The organism is Brenneria nigrifluens DSM 30175 = ATCC 13028 (assembly GCF_005484965.1).
GTDB lineage: Bacteria > Pseudomonadota > Gammaproteobacteria > Enterobacterales > Enterobacteriaceae > Brenneria > Brenneria nigrifluens.
On record NZ_CP034036.1, the window covers coordinates 1261190 to 1279583 of the forward strand.

The 18394-nt window shown below is 57.1% G+C and carries 14 protein-coding genes; 8 read left to right on the forward strand and 6 right to left on the reverse strand.

Translation table 11 applies throughout. The annotated features are described in order from the left end of the window. Window positions 1-24: 24 nt before the first annotated feature. On the reverse strand, window positions 25-1968 hold the full coding sequence (gene lapD / locus EH206_RS05760; RefSeq protein WP_009111855.1) for a cyclic di-GMP receptor LapD: 1944 nt from the start codon (window positions 1966-1968) through the stop codon (window positions 25-27). Window positions 1969-1977: 9 nt separating this feature from the next. Continuing rightward, on the reverse strand, window positions 1978-2664 hold the full coding sequence (gene lapG, locus EH206_RS05765) for a cysteine protease LapG (protein ID WP_009111856.1): 687 nt from the start codon (window positions 2662-2664) through the stop codon (window positions 1978-1980). A gap of 169 nt (window positions 2665-2833) precedes the next feature. On the opposite strand from lapG, the gene murQ reads away from it, so the two are divergent. Next, on the forward strand, window positions 2834-3742 hold the full coding sequence (murQ, locus tag EH206_RS05770; protein ID WP_009111857.1) for an N-acetylmuramic acid 6-phosphate etherase: 909 nt from the start codon (window positions 2834-2836) through the stop codon (window positions 3740-3742). A 54-nt stretch (window positions 3743-3796) separates the two neighbouring features. Further along, entirely contained in the window at window positions 3797-4435 is a 639-nt protein-coding gene (gene yfhb, locus EH206_RS05775; protein ID WP_009111858.1) for a phosphatidylglycerophosphatase C, read from the forward strand. A 59-nt stretch (window positions 4436-4494) separates the two neighbouring features. Here the strand turns inward: yfhb and EH206_RS05780 are convergent, their stop codons facing one another. Together EH206_RS05780 and EH206_RS05785 are read right to left on the reverse strand one after the other, a co-directional pair. Next, window positions 4495-4905 carry a type II toxin-antitoxin system HicB family antitoxin gene (locus EH206_RS05780; protein WP_009111859.1) on the reverse strand — a complete coding sequence of 137 codons (411 nt, stop codon included), beginning with the start codon at window positions 4903-4905 and terminating at the stop codon, window positions 4495-4497. Between the two features lie 61 nt (window positions 4906-4966). Further along, on the reverse strand, window positions 4967-5155 hold the full coding sequence (locus EH206_RS05785) for a type II toxin-antitoxin system HicA family toxin (protein WP_009111860.1): 189 nt from the start codon (window positions 5153-5155) through the stop codon (window positions 4967-4969). Between the two features lie 227 nt (window positions 5156-5382). Here EH206_RS05785 and tadA point away from each other — a divergent pair, with 227 nt between their 5' ends. After that, window positions 5383-5856, forward strand: a complete 474-nt coding sequence (gene tadA, locus EH206_RS05790) for a tRNA adenosine(34) deaminase TadA (RefSeq protein ID WP_040343693.1) — start codon at window positions 5383-5385, stop codon at window positions 5854-5856. 13 nt (window positions 5857-5869) lie between these two features. Here tadA and mltF read toward each other — a convergent pair whose 3' ends face one another. Continuing rightward, the gene (gene mltF / locus EH206_RS05795) at window positions 5870-7360 is read right to left on the reverse strand and encodes a membrane-bound lytic murein transglycosylase MltF (RefSeq protein ID WP_050815639.1); all 1491 of its coding nucleotides are present in this window, start codon (window positions 7358-7360) and stop codon (window positions 5870-5872) included. A 317-nt stretch (window positions 7361-7677) separates the two neighbouring features. Between mltF and purL the strand changes: the two genes are divergently transcribed. The 5 genes from purL to glnB all read left to right on the forward strand — a co-directional run bounded on the left by purL (window position 7678) and on the right by glnB (window position 16244). Next, entirely contained in the window at window positions 7678-11562 is a 3885-nt protein-coding gene (purL, locus tag EH206_RS05800; protein ID WP_009111863.1) for a phosphoribosylformylglycinamidine synthase, read from the forward strand. A 675-nt stretch (window positions 11563-12237) separates the two neighbouring features. Then, window positions 12238-13674, forward strand: a complete 1437-nt coding sequence (locus EH206_RS05805; RefSeq protein ID WP_040342975.1) for a sensor histidine kinase — start codon at window positions 12238-12240, stop codon at window positions 13672-13674. Between the two features lie 3 nt (window positions 13675-13677). Then, complete coding sequence (gene qseG, locus EH206_RS05810) at window positions 13678-14487, forward strand: two-component system QseEF-associated lipoprotein QseG (RefSeq protein WP_009111865.1); 810 nt, start codon at window positions 13678-13680, stop codon at window positions 14485-14487. Continuing rightward, window positions 14484-15821 carry a two-component system response regulator GlrR gene (gene glrR, locus EH206_RS05815; RefSeq protein WP_009111866.1) on the forward strand — a complete coding sequence of 446 codons (1338 nt, stop codon included), beginning with the start codon at window positions 14484-14486 and terminating at the stop codon, window positions 15819-15821. The genes qseG and glrR overlap by 4 nt, the downstream gene beginning before the upstream one ends. 84 nt (window positions 15822-15905) lie before the next feature. Beyond that, window positions 15906-16244: a nitrogen regulatory protein P-II gene (gene glnB / locus EH206_RS05820; RefSeq protein WP_009111867.1), complete on the forward strand. Its 339-nt coding sequence runs from the start codon at window positions 15906-15908 to the stop codon at window positions 16242-16244. Between the two features lie 123 nt (window positions 16245-16367). On the opposite strand, the gene paeY is transcribed toward glnB, so the two are convergent. Next, complete coding sequence (paeY, locus tag EH206_RS05825) at window positions 16368-18032, reverse strand: pectin acetylesterase PaeY (protein WP_009111868.1); 1665 nt, start codon at window positions 18030-18032, stop codon at window positions 16368-16370. Window positions 18033-18394 lie beyond the last annotated feature (362 nt).

Here is an 18394-nt window from a genome sequence, read left to right on the forward strand (position 1 = left end):
TTTTTCATCTGGCCGTCTGACCGGTCACTTGGCCGGCGCCGGTTCTCCCAGTAAACGTCCCATTGCCCCTTGCAGTCCCATTTCCTGCAGCACTGCCAATTCGCCGGCAGTTTCCACACGTTCGGCGATAAGCGGCAGCGCTATGCTATTGGTGGCGCGATACATTGCTTCAATAAACATTTTTTTATCCTCTTCACGATCGATATCGCGGATATAGCTGCCGTCTATTTTTAAGTAAGCCAGCCCCCATTGCGATAAATTGCCGATCATATTAAAGCGGCCGCCGAAGTGCTGAAGCCCCAGCGCGCAGCCATATTCGTTCAGCAGCTTGATTAACGCATCAAACTGCGTGGAATCCGGCAGTTGATTCTCATCTAATTCCAGAATCAGGCGTTCGGCCAGATGAGGCTGCTGTTTCAGCGGTTCCAGCAATCGAGCCATCAAAGGCAGATCGAGGACGGTGTTGCAGGAGAGACTTAACGCCAGCGTTCCCTTATGCCGGCGCAGATAATCCAATACCAGTTTCAACATCGCCTGATCCAGCCGGGTATTCCAGCCAAAACGCTGTATCCACGGTAGAAAGCGGCCTGCGGCAATACTGTTTCCCTGTTCATCCTCAATTCTTGCCAGCACCTTATGATGCAGCACCTTATCCGGATTGAGACACTCCACCACCGGTTGCAGGAAAAGCTGCAGCCGTTCCTGTTCCAATATAGGGTCGAGCCGGTTAAACCACATATGCCGGTCGGTTTCCACCTGCTCCAAGGATTGCAGCGGTTGGTCGACGGTGGTTTTGTCGGAATGGCTTTCGGCGCGGGTCAGCGCTTGGTCGCCGTGTATCAGCAGGGATTGCGCGCTATCTCCGTGGCGGAACGGCACCATGCAAAATCTGGCCACCGGGGAGACGTCGGTTTCACCGGTCAAATACAGGCTTTCAATGTTGCGCGTCAGCTCGCCTATCAGGGCGAAGGCTTCCTTGTCCACCAGCCCGGGGCAGAGCAGGGCGAATTCGCCGCCGCGGATACGGGCGGACAGGCTTTCCGTGGTGACATACTGCTTTTGGGTTGTGCGGATGATCTGTCCGATGGAGGCCAGCAGCGTGTCGGTGCGATGTCCCCCAAGCCGCTGGTTCATGCCCGATAGATCCTGAAGGCGGATCATAATCAGGAAGCCCGGGGACGTCTCGTCATCGGCAAGTTTGTCCTGAAACTGAATATCGAAAGCGCGGCGGTTGGCCAGACCGGTCTGCGGGTCCTGATAGGCTTCCTGACGCAGGCGTTCGCTGCGTTCGGCTTCTTCCTCAAATAGCGTTTTCAGCTTACTGACCATCAGATTCATCGCCTGCGCCACGCGGCGGAACTCGGGCGTGCTGGGCAGATCGGGCTGGCTGAGAAACTCGCGGCGGGTAATGGCCAGCGACTGCTTGACCATATAGTCCAGCGGGCGCAGCTGGCGGCGCAGCAGTATCGCCCCGAACAACACCCCTAGCGTACCACAGCTGAGCAGCCAGATAAGCGTGGCCAAACTGCTTTTCCACAACCGCGTGACGGCGAACATCGGGTGGCTGACCACTTCCACCTTGGCCGCCTGTTCCCATCCGCGCATGACTATCGCTTCGCCCGCGCCGGGTTGCAGATTAACCAGCCGCACAAACCAGGCCGGCACGTCGGGCACTTCCGGTGACGCCGCGCGTTCCAGGGTAATGTTATCCGTTTTTAAATCGCGAACGCGGATGCTGGAAAAGTAGCCGCTGTCAAAGATGGAACTGACCATCAGCTCCACCATCGCCGGATCGTCAATATTCGGCGTCAGGGACAACCCCAGCGCGGTTGCCGCATCCTGTGCATGGGAACGCAGCTGGTTATTGGAATGCTCGCGGGAGTTTTCCAGGCTGACGAAAAAACTCCCGCTGAAAATAATCAGCACGAACAGGCAGATGGCTATCAGTAATTGTTTGTATAGAGACATAGCCTCATCCTACTCCTCAATTGAAAATCCCTCGGCGCGCATTTTGGTTAATAACGCCTGCCAGCGCGAAAGTCGTTTGCTGTCGCCGACGCGCTTGTTGCCGCTGGCGCCCGGTAACCATAATCCCTCTCCATTAAAGGAGTAAACCGGCAGTAAGTCGGTGCGCTGGGTCGCAGGTTGAATTTTGCCCGTCAGGTTATCAAGCACCAGTGGGATCGCGGTCGGCGTCGGATAATAGGTAAGCACCATATGAGCCTGATTAAGACGCAACGCTTTTACGTAAGTGATGCGCAGTTTTTCACTCGCTACGCCTAACTGACGCAGGGTGAGGTATTTGGCGATCGCGTAGTCTTCGCAATCCGCCGCGCCTTTGCGCAGCGCTTCTATGGGGCTGGCCCAGTAGTCTCCTTGATTCCAGATGACCCTATCATCGCGAAACAGCAAACGGTCATTAAAAAAACGGTTCACGGCTTCCAGCTGTTGTTGTTCCCCCGCATTACGTTGGGCGGTCAGTAACGCCTGCCATTCGTTAATTCTTCGCCTGGCTTCCGGCGCGGCGGGGCCGTAAAGCTGCTCCGTGCGCTGGGTAACCAGGGGGAAGTCCCAGTCCGCGCGCAGGAAGCCCGCCAGCGGTAACAGCAGACAGCAGACGAGAAAAAGCTTGTAACAGGATGCCTTAGGCAAGAGGTATTGCACCGATGTTCTCTGTGTGCCCAACGGGTAGTCTCAACCGCGCGCAGACGAATAAATCAGATTATAGATATAGTTACAGAATATCTTACTTTTATAGCAGCAAAAAGTGATTACTATGGCAGCAGGACAACGCCGCAAGAAAAAGAGCGGCGCAATATATGAGGTAAGCAAGATGAATTCAGGTGTTTTCCATTTAGGGAAACTGGTATCGGAAACCCGTAATCCCGCCACGATGGATTTGGACAAGCTCTCTACGCTGGAAATGATGCGGGCTTTTAATCAGGAAGATCAAAAGGTGCCGGAGGCTATCCGCCAGGTATTGCCGGCGATCGCCGACGCGGTCGATTTGGCGACGGCGGCGCTGCAAGCGGGAGGACGGCTGATTTATCTCGGAGCGGGAACCAGCGGCCGTTTGGGGGTGCTGGATGCGGCGGAGTGCCCGCCGACGTTTGGGGTGCCGCACGGGCTGGTGATCGGCCTGATAGCCGGTGGTCCGGGGGCGTTGCTTAACGCGGTGGAAGGGGCGGAGGACGATCCGGCGCTGGGCGAGGCCGATCTTGTCGCGCTCAATCTCACGGCGGAGGATATGGTGATCGGTCTGGCGGCGTCCGGCAGAACGCCCTATGTTATCGGCGCCTTGCGCTATGCCCGCCGTCTGCGCTGCCGTACCGCGGCCATCTCCTGTAACCCGAACTCTCCGATAGCCCGGGAAGCCCAGGTGGCCATTTCGCCGCTTGTCGGCCCGGAGGCCTTGACGGGATCGACCCGGCTGAAATCGGGAACGGCGCAAAAGCTGGTGCTGAATATGATTTCCACCGGCGTCATGGTTAAGTTGGGCAAGGTGTACCAGAATCTGATGGTGGATGTAAAAGCCACCAACGTCAAATTGCTGGATCGCGCCTGCCGGATAGTCATCGAAGCCACGGGCGCGGATGCGGAGACGGCGCGACAGGCATTGGCGCAGACGGGGAATGAGGTGAAACCTGCTATTCTGATGATTCTGAGCGGAGTGAGCGCGCAAGACGCACGGCAGAAGCTGATACGCCATAATGGCTATCTGCGCGAGGCGCTGATTGCCTGATGCGATACAACATCGTCTTTTATTTTTGTTAACGGATTGCCAAGGAGTGACGTTTTGAGTGATAAGCCAGACCTGCGCATCGTGTTTTTTGATTTGGACGGCACGCTGCATCAACAGGATATGTTCGGTAGTTTTTTGCGCTTTTTGCTCAGGCGGTTGCCGCTCAATCTGCTGCTGGTGCTCCCGCTATTGCCGGTTATCGGCGCCGGTTTGCTGGTGCGCGGCCGCGCCGCCCGCTGGCCGATGAGCTGGCTGTTATGGGCGATTACCTTTGGCCGCCGCGAAGATAATCTGCTGCGCCTGGAACAGCTGTTCGTCAGTCACTTCCGCCGTCAGGTGACGCCTTTCCCGCAGGTGCAGCAGCGGCTGAAAGAATATTTACAGGATACCCAGACGCAGGTCTGGCTGGTAACCGGTTCGCCGCAGCGGCTGGTTGAGCAGGTCTATCATGATGCTCCTTTTTTGCCCGGCGTCCGGCTGATGGGCAGCCAGATAACCCGACGCAGCGGCGGCTGGGTATTGACGCTGCGCTGTCTGGGGCAGGAAAAAGTCATTCAGATGGAACGGCGTCTGGGCGCGCCGCTGAAGCTCTATAGCGGCTACAGCGACAGTAAACAGGATAACCCGCTGCTCTATTTTTGCGAGCATCGCTGGCGGGTGACGCCCAACGGCAGTTTGCAGCAGTTGGAGTAATTCCCCTCCGGCGTTATATTTTAAGGAAAGAATGGGTCACCTTGCGGCAGCCCATAACCTTACCCTCGCGCAATCTCTTTTCTGGCTAACTCAGAGAGGAACGCCGAGCGATTTTTATAATGCCCGTTTTGCTGAATATAGCGGTCAATTGCAGTAATGAGATTGCCGGGCATGGTGAGATTGAACTTAACGGCTTTGGTTTCGTATTTTGTCGGATCTATTTCCACCAATGCCATAAAGCCGTTATCTGCGATTAGACGTTCGTCACCGAGATAATCGGCTGGATCGCGTGGAGCGGGGACGTGCCCGCCTTGCTCTGTTAATACCTCCATGTGTTGACCGAATGCTGTCTCAGCGTCGCGTATGGCATTCTCCAGCGTGTCGCTGGCAAAGAAACACCCGTCTACATCCGGAAAGTAGCCATCAAACGTGCCGCTGTCTGTTTTGAAAATAAAAAGCGGATAAATCATTTTACCTCACAAAATTTAGATGATGTTGTTTGCAGAGAGGGAAGCTTTCGGCCGCTCCCCGTTATAGCAATTTGAGACCTGATATCTCTTGAGCCTGGCGGACAACCCCTTTTGACGAATCCTTTCTGGGGTGGGGGATGGTGATGATTTTCCTTACTCCCGGTTTACTCAGCGTTACATGGCTTCCTGTCTGTCGCTGCTTAACCCATCCGTCAGCCTCTAAGCGTTTAATTAATTCTGCACTTTGCATCGAGTCTCCATCTCGTCAATATGTGGGTATGATACCCATCAATGATAATGGCGTCAAAATTTTTATGGGTATAACACCCATCTTATTGGGACTTGCTTTCGGTTATTTTTTCTCTTGTTTGGCCGATGGCATTGGCATTAACCATGTATAATGCCCGCCGCCAAAAGTGACAGCAGAAAATAGCGTAAGAGGATATCGTGAGCCGCGTACTGGATGATGAATATTGGATGCGCTATGCGCTGACGCTGGCCCGGCGCGCTCAGGATGAAGGCGAGGTGCCGGTCGGCGCGGTGCTGGTGCTGGACAACCAGGTGGTGGGCGAAGGCTGGAATCGCCCGATCGGGCATCATGATCCCACCGCCCATGCCGAGATCATGGCGCTGCGGCAAGGCGGGGCGGCGTTACGGAACTACCGCCTGCTGCATACCACCCTGTATGTTACGCTGGAGCCTTGCATTATGTGCGCCGGGGCGATGATCCACAGCCGCATCGGCCGGCTGGTGTACGGCGCGGCGGATGAAAAAACCGGCGCCGCCGGGTCGCTGGTGGATATTCTGCGCCATCCCGGCATGAATCATCAGATTGTCGTCGATTCCGGCATCCTGGCCGCCGAATGCTCCGCCACGCTGAGCGCTTTTTTCCGCCGGCGCCGCGAACAGCACAAAGCGCGGCGGGACGCGGAAAAAAAGGCCGCGAATTAAGCGCGGCGTCGGCCTAATCCGGCACTTTATCCGGCGCAACGGCCGGATAAGCCTGCGCCGACAACAGCCGCAGTTTCGCCCTGGCCTCTTTCTCCAGCAAATACCCTTCAAGACTCACCATATAACGACGAATGTTTTCCACATAGCTGTAGGCTTGCTGTCCGCGCGCATAGCCGTAAGTCGTCTGCGTGTAGTAACGCTTCTGGCTGAGCATCGGCAGGCGTATTTTCACATCGACCCAGCTATCCGGGTCGCCTTGCTGTTTGGCGGTCAGTTTGCGGGCGTCCAGCAAATGGGCGTACCCCATATTGTAGGCCGCCAGCGCGAACCAGATCTTTTCATCGTCGGGAATGGTATCGGGCATTTTTTGCATCATATGCGACATATATTGCGCGCCGCCGCGAATGCTCTGTTCCGGGTCGAGACGGTCGGTTACATTCAGACTTTCCGCGGTGTTGCGGGTGAGCATCATCAGCCCGCGAACGCCGGTCGGCGAGGTGGCCTGCGGATTCCAGTGCGACTCCTGATAGGCGATGGCGGCCAGCAGTTTCCAGTCGATCTCCGTCGCATATTTTTCAAACAACGGCTGGAAATCGGGCAGGGTTTCATCAATGGCGCGCAGGAAAGTGGTGGTGTCGACGTAATCAAACTCGCCCACATGGCCCAGGTATTTCTCCTCCAGCCGGGCGAGGGTGCCGTCTTCAACGATGCGGCTGAAAAAATCCAGTAACGCCGCCGTCAGGCTATCGTCATTAGAGCGCCGCATATACCAGGTGACCGGCTCTTCATCGCTGAGATCGAACGCCACGGCGAGCTGCGGATGAATACGCTGCATTAAACCGATGGTGACGGAATCCCCCAGCGTATAGTCGAGTTTGCCGTCAACCACCGCTTTCAGCAACTCCTGGGTGGTAAGCTCGGAAACCGACTCCCAGTTTAACGGCGGATATTTTTCGGTTTTCAGATCGCGCAGCGTGGCGGCGTGCGCAGATCCGGCGGTTACGGCCAGGCGGCCGGTTAATTTTTCCAGCGTTTTGGGACGGGCGTTCCCCAGGCGATACACCAGCTGTTGCGAGACCGAATAATAGGTCGGTCCGGCGCGGTAACGCTCCAGGCGCTCATGATTGTAGATTAATCCGGCGGCCAGTATATCCGCATCGTCGTCATCCAGGTCGTCAAACAGATCGTCAAGATTTTTGCGCGACGAAACCACCAGCTTGACGCCGAGATAGTCGGCGAAACGTTTTGCCAGTTCATAATCGAGACCTGCCGGGGCGCCTTTACTGAGGTAGTAAGTCAGCGGCGAGTCGATGGTGCTGATCCGCAACTCGCCGCGCGAGAGGATCTGTCTGAGCTGATCGTCCTGACTGCTGCGCCAGGGGATATTGGGCCATAAGGCCAACGCCAGCAGCAGCGTGATAACCCCGATGAAAAAATAGTTTAATTTTAAACGCTTCAAATAATTGTCTCTCTGCGGCTTGCCAGCCTCTTTGTCTGTAGCCATCGTTCCCGGCGATTTTTTACTCGTCTCATCCATGAGACTCGCCCTACGGGCCGTCGCAAGCGACGTTGAAAATCGCTCCAGGCGATTTTTTATACGAAAGTCCCAGAGTCGGGGCATTTTGCTTAACAAAGCGCCGGCGTGCAACTTTTATTGATTTGGTTAATGATTAACCTATGCCGGGATGCGATGTGCAACAATAACCGCGCAAACGGTTTCGTCCGCGGAAAGGATTCACTATAATGGCGCGCGTTTCCCCCCTTGTAGCGCCCAATGACTGCACGCCGGTCAGTGCATCGAAGACGAGAGAACTTTAGATTATGGAAATACTGCGTGGTTCACCTGCTTTGTCGGCTTTTCGTGTTAATAAACTGCTTGTCCGCTGCAAAGAGCACTTTTTGCCGATCGGTGATATCTATGCCGAATACGTGCATTTCGCCGATGTCAGCGCCCCGCTGAACAATGATGAGCAGGCCAAACTGGCGCGTTTGCTGAAATATGGTCCTTCTCTCGCCGAACACGAACCGCAGGGCCGCCTGCTGCTGGTTACTCCTCGCCCCGGCACCATCTCGCCGTGGTCCTCTAAAGCCACCGACATTGCGCATAACTGCGGGCTGAATAAGGTCTTGCGGCTGGAGCGCGGCCTGGCTTTCTATATTCATGCGCCGACGCTGAACGATGAACAGTGGCGGCAACTGGGGGCGTTGCTGCACGATCGGATGATGGAAAGCGTTTTCGATGAGATGCGGCAGGCTGAAAAACTTTTCTCTCATCACCAGCCCGCGCCGTTAAAACGCGTCGAGATCCTCATACAGGGCCGTCAGGCGCTGGAGGAAGCGAATGTCCGCCTGGGACTGGCACTGGCGGAAGATGAAATAGATTACCTGTTGGATGCGTTTACCAGGCTGGACCGCAACCCGACGGATATCGAACTGTATATGTTCGCCCAGGCGAACTCCGAGCATTGCCGGCATAAAATTTTCAACGCCGACTGGGTGATCGACGGCGTGGCACAGCCGAAATCGCTGTTCAAGATGATTAAGAACACCTTTAGCCACACGCCGCAGCACGTGTTATCCGCCTATAAGGATAACGCGGCGGTGATGGAAGGCTCCGCCGTCGGGCGTTTCTACGCCGATACCCAGGGCAATTATGATTACCATCAGGAAGAGGCGCATATCCTGATGAAAGTGGAAACCCACAACCACCCGACGGCGATTTCACCCTGGCCGGGAGCGGCAACCGGCTCCGGCGGCGAAATTCGCGATGAAGGCGCAACCGGACGCGGCTCCAAACCCAAGGCGGGCCTGGTCGGATTCTCCGTATCAAACCTGCGTATCCCCGGTTTCGAACAGCCGTGGGAAGAGGACTTCGGCAAACCCGAGCGCATCGTCAGCGCGCTGGATATCATGACAGACGGCCCGCTGGGCGGCGCGGCGTTTAACAATGAATTCGGCCGTCCCGCGCTGACCGGCTATTTCCGCACCTATGAAGAGCGGGTCGACAGCCATAACGGCACCGAACTGCGCGGTTATCACAAGCCCATCATGCTGGCCGGCGGTCTTGGCAATATCCGCGCCGACCATGTGCAAAAAGGCGAAATCAGCGTCGGCGCCAAGCTGATCGTGCTGGGCGGTCCGTCGATGAATATCGGCCTGGGGGGCGGGGCGGCGTCGTCAATGGCCTCCGGCCAGTCGGACGCCGACCTGGATTTCGCCTCGGTGCAGCGCGATAACCCGGAAATGGAGCGCCGCTGCCAGGAGGTGATCGACCGTTGCTGGCAACTGGGTGAGGAGAATCCGATTCTGTTTATTCATGACGTGGGCGCGGGCGGCCTGTCCAACGCCATGCCGGAACTGGTCAGCGACGGCGGCCGCGGCGGCCGTTTTGAACTGCGCGATATTTTGAATGACGAACCGGGCATGAGTCCGCTGGAAGTGTGGTGCAACGAGTCGCAGGAGCGTTATGTGCTGGCCGTCGCGCCGGAGCAATTAGCGCGGTTTGACGAAATCTGCCGCCGCGAGCGCGCGCCTTACGCGGTGATTGGCGAGGCGACGGAAGAACTGCACCTGACGCTGAACGACCGTCACTTCAACAATCAGCCGATCGATCTGCCGCTGGACGTATTACTGGGTAAAACGCCGAAAATGCTGCGCGACGTCGAGCGCAAGCAGGCGGCGGGCACGCCGTTACAGCGGGACGGCATTTATCTGGCGGAAGCGGTGGAGCGCGTGCTGCACTTACCGGTGGTGGCGGAAAAAACCTTTCTGATTACCATTGGCGACCGCACGGTCACCGGCATGGTGGCGCGCGACCAGATGGTCGGTCCGTGGCAGGTGCCGGTGGCGGACTGTGCGGTCACCACCGCCAGCCTGGACAGCTACTACGGCGAAGCCATGTCGATTGGCGAACGCGCCCCGGTGGCGCTGCTTGATTTCGCCGCCTCCGCCCGCCTGGCGGTGGGCGAGGCGTTGACCAATATCGCCGCGACCCATATCGGCCCTCTGACTCGCGTTAAGCTCTCGGCGAACTGGATGGCGGCTGCCGGCCATCCCGGCGAAGACGCCGGGCTGTATGATGCGGTAAAAGCCATCGGCGAAGAACTTTGTCCGGCGCTGGGGTTAACGATTCCCGTCGGCAAAGACTCCATGTCGATGAAAACCCGCTGGCAGAAAGGGGAGGAAGAACGCGCCATCACCTCGCCGCTGTCGCTGGTGATTTCCGCTTTTGCCCGGGTGGAAGACGTGCGCGGCACGGTGACGCCGCAGCTGCGCGCCGAGCAGGATAACGCGCTATTGCTGATCGACCTGGGCGCCGGACATCAGGCGCTGGGCGCCACCGCGCTGGCGCAGGTTTACCGCCAGTTGGGCAGCGATAGCGCGGACGTGCGCAATGCGCATCAACTGGGCGCTTTCTTTAACGCCATACAGCAGTTGGTGGCGGAAAAAGCCCTGCTGGCCTATCACGATCGCTCCGACGGCGGACTGTTGGTGACGCTGGCGGAGATGGCGTTTGCCGGCCACTGCGGCGTGAACGTCGATATCGCCGCGCAGGGCGACGATGTGCTGGCGACGCTGTTCAACGAGGAATTGGGGGCGGTTATTCAGGTTGCCGCTTCCCGTCAGGCCGAAGTGGAAAGCGTATTCGCCCGCCATGGTCTGGCGGATTGCGTTCACTACCTTGGCCGCGCCGAAGAGGGCGGCCGCTTTATCATTACCCGCGGCGACGAGGTGGTTTACCATGAGAGCCGCACCACGCTGCGTCGCTGGTGGGCGGAAACCACCTGGCAAATGCAGCGTCTGCGCGATAACCCACAGTGCGCCGATCAGGAGCATATCGCCAAGCAGGATGACAACGATCCGGGCCTGAACGTGGCGCTGACGTTTGATCCGCAGGAAGATATCGCCGCGCCCTATATTGCCCGGCAGGTCCGTCCGAAAGTGGCGGTGTTGCGCGAGCAAGGGGTTAACTCCCATATTGAAATGGCGGCGGCTTTCCACCGCGCCGGGTTTGACGCCGTCGACATCCATATGAGCGACTTGCTGGCGGGGCGCCGGGATCTGCAGGATTTTCAGGCGCTGGTGGCCTGCGGCGGCTTCTCCTACGGCGATGTGTTGGGCGCCGGGGAGGGCTGGGCGAAATCCATTCTGTTCAACGCCCGGGTGCGCGACGAGTTTACCGCGTTCTTCCAGCGCCCGCAGACGCTGGCGTTAGGGGTGTGCAACGGCTGTCAGATGATGTCGAATCTGCGCGAGCTGATTCCGGGCGCCGATCTGTGGCCGCGTTTTGTGCGCAATAAATCGGACCGTTTTGAGGCCCGCTTTAGTCTGGTTGAAGTGGAGAAGAGCCCATCGTTGTTTATGAACGACATGGCGGGTTCGCGTATGCCCATCGCGGTTTCCCACGGCGAAGGTCAGGTTGAAGTGCGCGATGCGGCGCATCTGGCGGCGCTTGAGCAGCATAATCTGGTGGCGTTGCGCTATGTGAATCACTACGGCCAGGCGACGGAGAATTATCCGGCCAACCCCAATGGTTCGCCCAACGGCATTACCGCCGTGACCAGCGCCAGCGGCCGGGCCACGGTGATGATGCCGCATCCCGAGCGCGTATTCCGCAGCGTCAGCAACTCCTGGCATCCGGAAGAGTGGGGTGAGGACGGCCCGTGGCTGCGTATGTTCCGCAATGCGCGCCGGCAACTGGGGTAATCTCGCTGCGGGTAAAACACGCAAGGGCTTTCGGCCCCTTGCGTGGGTGATAAATGCGGCAATAACCCCGCTGTTTCCCCTGTGTCGTGTTTTTGCGACAAATATAGATTTAACCGTCTCTGATAGGAGACATTTAACCGATTGATTTATATAAGTTGAATCACATGAGCGGAAAAACGTCTGTTTTTGACGACATAAAGCGGGTTTTCGCGCCGTTATCGGCGGACAGAAGAGCGACTCGCTAAAATGTCGTTAAATAAAATTGATATAAATTAATTGCTTAAGTTGGGTGTTGAAGATTGGCATGATAAGTGCTTAATAATCACCGTTGCTCATTCAACTGGTTATGATTGCGCTGCTGATTGGCAGATAAATTCGCTCATAACATCCGGAATGACGCCAAAAGAAAGGGTGCCTATCGTCCACCAGATCGATAACCGTACGCGCAAGCCGACTTTATCAAACATCGGGCGACACGTTGAGTGAGGCACCGCCTATTCAGTTACGCGGCCGGAAGAGGTTATTTCCCGGCCGCGTAACGCCAAGTCCAGTCCGCTTTCCTCTCCCGTTGATGATCACCCTTGTTAACCTTGTCGTTGCTACGCAATGTTTAAAAACGTTTCTGACGTTTTTGGCGCATTCAGTTAGCATCAGAGCGAACCGATGGGTAATGAGATGATTTCCTTGAAACGATGGCGTTTATTTCCGCGTTCCCTGCGACAGTTAGTAATCATGGCTTTTCTGCTGGTGCTGCTGCCTTTATTGGTGCTGGCTTATCAGGCGTATCAAAGCCTGAACACCCTCAGCGAACAGGCGGCGGAGATTAACCGCACCACCTTGACCGATGCCCGGCGCAGCGAGGCGATGACCAGCGTCGCCCTGGCCATGGAGCGCAGCTATCGCCAGTACTGCGTGCTGGATGACCAGACGCTGGCGACGCTCTACCAAAATCAGCGCAATCAGTATTCCCAGATGCTGGATTCCCACGCCTCCGTTCTGCCGGAGCCGCGTTATTATCAAACCCTGCGCCAGTATTTAACCCAGCTTGCGGAGTTAAGCTGCCACAACAGCGGACCCGGCCGGGATGCCTCCGAACTGCTGGAAAACTTCTCGCGCGCCAACGGACAGATGGTCCAGATAACCAGGGAAGTGGTGTTTTCCCGCGGTCAGCAGCTGCAACAGGCGATAGCCGAGCGCGGCCGGTTTTTCGGCTGGCAGTCCCTGCTGCTGTTTCTGGTCAGCCTGTTACTGGTGGTGCTATTTACCCGGATGATCATCGGTCCGGTAAATGGGGTGGAACGGATGATCAATCGTCTGGGAGAAGGGCGATCTTTGGGCAATACCAGCACCTTTAAGGGACCGCGTGAAATTCGTTCCCTGGCGCAGCGCATTATCTGGCTGAGCGAGCGGCTTTCCTGGCTGGAATCACAGCGGCATGAGTTTCTCCGGCATATTTCCCATGAGCTGAAAACGCCGCTGGCGAGCCTGCGCGAAGGCACCGAACTGCTGGCGGACGAAGTGGCCGGCCCGCTGACGGCGGATCAGAAAGAGGTGGTATCCATTCTGGACGGCAGCAGCCGGCATCTGTTGCAACTGATAGACCAACTGCTGGACTATAATCGTAAACTGGCGGATGCGCCGACGGAGCTGGAGCGGGTCGAAATCGAGGAAATCGTCGATATTGTGGTGTCGTCCCACAGCCTGCCCGCCCGGACGAAAACAATGCATACCGCTATTGAACTGGAGGCGGAGCACTGTTGGGCGGAAACCACGCTGTTGATGCGCGTCATCGATAATCTCTATTCCAATGCGGTGCACTATGGCGAGGAATCCGGTAACATTTGGATCCGCAGCCGTCTGAGCGGCAATCGGGTGCAGATTGAGGTCGCCAATAGCGGTACGCCGATCCCGGATGCGGAGCATGGTATGATTTTCGAGCCCTTTTATCAGGGCAGCCATCAGCGCAAAGGCGCGGTAAAAGGCAGCGGGCTGGGGCTGAGTATCGCCCGGGATTGTATCCGCCGTATGCGCGGCGAGCTAAGCCTGATAACCGTTGACTATGCCGACGTCTGTTTTCGTATTGAATTGCCATTAACTTCTGAGAATGAATAGATAATGAATGAATGGTTCGCCCGTCCTTTCCCGCGGCGCATCCTGCCCGCCGTGCTGGATGTCTCCGTTAGCCGTGTGTTAAAGGCCGTGGTGATGTTATTGCCGGTAGTGGTATTGGCCGGATGCATCAGTAATGTAAGCAGCTACGTATCGTCGCAGGATACGGAAAATTCAACGCCGAAAGAGCAGGTAACCGACTATCGTATTGCGCAGTGCGGTTATCTCTGGCGGGTGGATGGCCGCGCAGCGATGAATAATGCGCTTTACTGGCTGCGGGCGATGGATTGCGCCGGACGCCTGCCCCAGAATCAGGCGCGCGAAGAAGCGCAGCGGCTGGAGGCCGACAGCTGGGAGAACGCTTTCAAGCGGGGTATTTTGCTGAATAATGCCGGCATCACGCAGGCGGAAAGACGCCAGATGCTGGAGCAAATCAATGTACATCGTCTCGCCTTTCCCGCCGCATTACGCCCGCTGATACAGACCTGGCGCGACAGGCAAACGCTGTTTCTGGCGTTATCCGATGAGCGCCTGCGCTATAAGCGTTTGCAGGAATCCAGCGATAAACAGCTGGACACCCTGCGCATCCAGCAAAACCATCTGCAATATCAGCTTGAGACCACCCGGCAAAAACTGGAAAACCTGACGGACATTGAGCGTCGGCTTTCGTCGCGTAAACAGCTCTCGGGCGAATTGCCCGAGAGCGACGCCGATCGCCGCAACCCGGCGGCAGCGGTAAAAGCGGACGACACCTACGCGCCGCCAGCCGAATCGGATGCGGATAAATCGACGACCGAGGAGCCGAAAAGCCAATGACAGCCCGGAGAGCGGCAAATTTGCTGTTGGTGGACGACGATCCCAGTCTGCTAAAGCTGCTGGGGATGCGTCTGACCAGCGAAGGTTTTAGCGTGACGACGGCGGAAAGCGGTCAGGAAGCCTTGCGTCTGCTGACCAGAGAGCACTTCGATCTGGTGATTAGCGATCTGCGCATGGATGAAATGGACGGTATGGCGCTTTTTTCGGAAATCCAGCGCCATCAGCCCGGCATGCCGGTCATTATTCTTACCGCGCACGGTTCTATTCCCGACGCGGTGGCGGCGACGCAGCAGGGGGTATTCAGCTTCCTGACCAAACCGGTCGATCGCGATGCGTTGTACAAAGCGATCGACGAGGCAATGGCCTTGTCCGCCCCGGCCGGCGATGAAAGCTGGCGTGAAGCCATCGTTACCCGCAGTCCGTTGATGCTGCGCCTGCTGGAGCAGGCCAGGATGGTCGCCCAGTCGGACGTCAGCGTGTTGATTCACGGCCAGAGCGGTACGGGGAAAGAGGTGTTGGCCCAGGCGATTCATGCCGCCAGCCCGCGGGCGAAAAAAGCCTTTATCGCCATCAACTGCGGCGCGTTGCCGGAACCTTTGCTGGAGTCCGAACTGTTCGGCCATGCGAAAGGGGCTTTTACCGGCGCGGTCAGCAGCCGGGAGGGGCTGTTTCAGGCGGCGGAAGGCGGTACGCTGTTTTTGGATGAAATCGGCGATATGCCGCTGTCGTTGCAGGTCAAGTTATTGCGGGTGTTGCAGGAGCGCAAGGTGCGTCCGTTGGGCAGCAATCGCGATCTGGATATCGATGTGCGGATCATTTCCGCCACCCATCGTGATTTACCCAAGACGATGGAAAAAGGCGAGTTCCGCGAAGATCTCTACTATCGCTTAAACGTGGTGAATATGAAGCTGCCCGCATTGCATGAGCGGGCGGAAGATATTCCGCTATTGGCGACCCATCTGCTGCGCGAGTCGGCCGCAAGACATAAGCCTTTTGTGCGCGCTTTCTCGACGGACGCCATGAAACGGTTGATGACGGCAAGCTGGCCGGGTAACGTACGGCAACTGGTTAACGTGATTGAACAGTGCGTGGCGCTGACCAGCGCGCCGGTTATCAGCGAGGCGCTGGTTGAGCAGGCGCTGGAAGGTGAAAACACCGCGCTGCCGACGTTCGTCGAGGCGCGGCATCAGTTCGAACTGAACTACCTGCGCAAACTGTTGCAGATTGCCAAAGGCAACGTCACGCAGGCCGCGCGAATGGCGGGGCGTAACCGGACCGAGTTTTATAAGCTGTTGGGGCGTCATGAGTTGGACGCCAACGATTTTAAAGAATAGGTTAATGGATTGTAAGTTTGGCTCCGGCAATCTTTTTGTTCGCTGATGCCCGGCTTTAGCCGCAACATAGGTAAAGGTTCTTTGATGAAAAAAATTGATGCGATTATCAAGCCGTTCAAACTGGACGATGTGCGTGAAGCGTTAGCTGAAGTGGGTATCACCGGGATGACGGTAACGGAAGTGAAAGGGTTCGGCCGGCAGAAAGGCCACACTGAGCTTTATCGCGGCGCCGAGTACATGGTCGATTTTTTGCCCAAGGTGAAAGTCGAGATCGTGGTGGCGGATGATATCGTCGATACCTGCGTGGAAACCATTATGCGGACCGCCCAGACAGGTAAAATCGGCGACGGTAAAATCTTTGTCTTTGACGTGGCCCGCGTGGTGCGTATCCGCACCGGCGAAGAGGACGAAGAAGCCATCTGACGCCTATATATCCGGCCCGTTATTCTGCGCCGGTCGTCCCCGCGGCGGCAAGCGGGGACCTGCTTTTGCAGGCGGCTCGCAGTACAAGCGTTCCCCGCCTGCGCGGCCGACCGATACTTTGTATTATGGCTTACGGCTGCTGGTCAGTTTATCCGCCAGCGTTTTTAATTCCGCCGTCTGGCGAATAGCATCCGCGACGATCCCCGACACGGCAATCGCCCCTTTTTTCTGAAAGTGGGTGGTATCCGGTTTGCTCAGGCTGCCGCTCTGATTGCGGTAGAAGGAATAGCGCGCGGGATCGACCGCCAGCCAGTATTGCTTCCAGTGATTTCGATTGCCCTTGTTGGCCAGCTCGATGGTGGCGGACTCGATATCCAGCAGAAACACTTTATTGGCCGCGGCCGTTTCTTTGATTGTCTGGCTGTAGTCGCCGACGAACGCGTAGCCTCCCTGCGCGTTCTGCGTGGTAAAGTGGCCGTGTACCGCGGGAGTGCCGTCTTTGCCGTCGGCGGTGCGGACTTGGGTGGTCGGCGTGAGCAATACCGGGATCAACCGATGCTGGCGGGCAAAACTCACGTAGCGCTCCAGCGATGTCTGGAACGACATGTCGGATTTACCCGGCGGGGATTGGCGTTCACCCGCGGCGTTATTGGGGTAGGTACACAGATTGGCGACGTCGGCGGCACCCCGCACCGGCCTGGCGCTATTACAGTTCTGATCGTTGTGTCCCATCTGAATGAAGAGAAAATCTCCCGCTTTCATCAACGGCTGCATCTGGCGAAACCAGCCGGCATAGAAATAGTCCCGCGAACCGCGGCCGGCGCGCGCGCCGTTAACGACTTTCACTCCGCCGTCTTTACGGAACTGCTGTTCAAAAACCTGTCCCCAGCCCATGCGCGGCAGGCGCGCCTTTTCGTAGCTGGCGGCGGTGGAGTCCCCCACCAGGAAGATCCGCATCCGGGCTTTTTGCGTCGCCTCCAGATTCTGGCGGGCAAAGCGATAGTCCAACGGCTCATATCCTCCCTGACCGCTTAGTCCGACAATCGGACGAAACGCGCTGTCGGTCAGCACCACATGCCCTGAGTAGCCGGTATCATTGTCATAGCTGCGGTTATGGTTAATCACCTGAATAATATTGTTGACGGCGTCCTGCTGCGCGGCGGGATAGGTCAGGGGATCGAAATGCGCCGGCGCGGCGATGCCCGCCTGTTTCAGCGCCGAATTAAAGCCGGCATGAAACGCGGCGTAAGCTTTTTTCCAGGCGCCGCCGTCAAGCGTGGGCGACGCGGGGTCGTCCCATAGCTGTTGCGGGCCGATATAGCCGGCGGCGACGGCGACGTCGGAAACGATACGGTCGGTCAGCGGATTAATATTGACGATATTATCGTCGCCGGATTGAAGGGCCGGGGCCAGAGCGTTGAGGCAAATGGCGCGGGGAATATTGCTGAGCTGGCAGTTGGTGCCGCCGGACTCGATGGCCAACAGGCGCAGCGGCGACGATAATCCTGCAACGTCAATATGATATTTCCCGGCGTCGTCGGTGCGGGTTTGCCGGCGCTGGCCCTGCTGATCGCGGATAATAATGGTGGCGGGCAGGTGGATTTCGCGGTGCGTCACGCTGCCCGTCAGGGTGGTGTTTTCCCCCAGTTTGACGGCGGGCATGATTTCGATGGCGCTTGGCGGCGCGGCGGCGGATGATTTGGCTTGCGCCGGAGCCCAGGGGGCGGAAAACAGCAGAGCGGAAGTCATAATAGCGAAAGTCATACCACCGGAAAAACGTTTCAACATGATTAGCCATATTCCTTGTTGCGATAATCGAAAAAATATTTCTTTGCTGCTGCCACTGCTTGCCGGATGAAGTTAGCGCTTCATTTTATGGGGCAAATTTGTTGCAAGAATAAGGGGGATTATTATGCACCTAATTTTAGCAAGCGGGATGGCTAAAATGGATGATGTCCACATGAAGAAAAAACAGCATGGAGATGAAGAAAATTCCGTTTCCCGCCAGAGGGGTTAAATCGCCGCAGCCCTTGCCCTGCCTGTAGCTAATCGTTTGCGTAAAAACCTCTGTCAAGGCCTATCTTCAAAAGGGAGAAACGGTTTACACTATAGGCCAGTACCCGACAGGGTGATTGTTTTCCAGTATATTG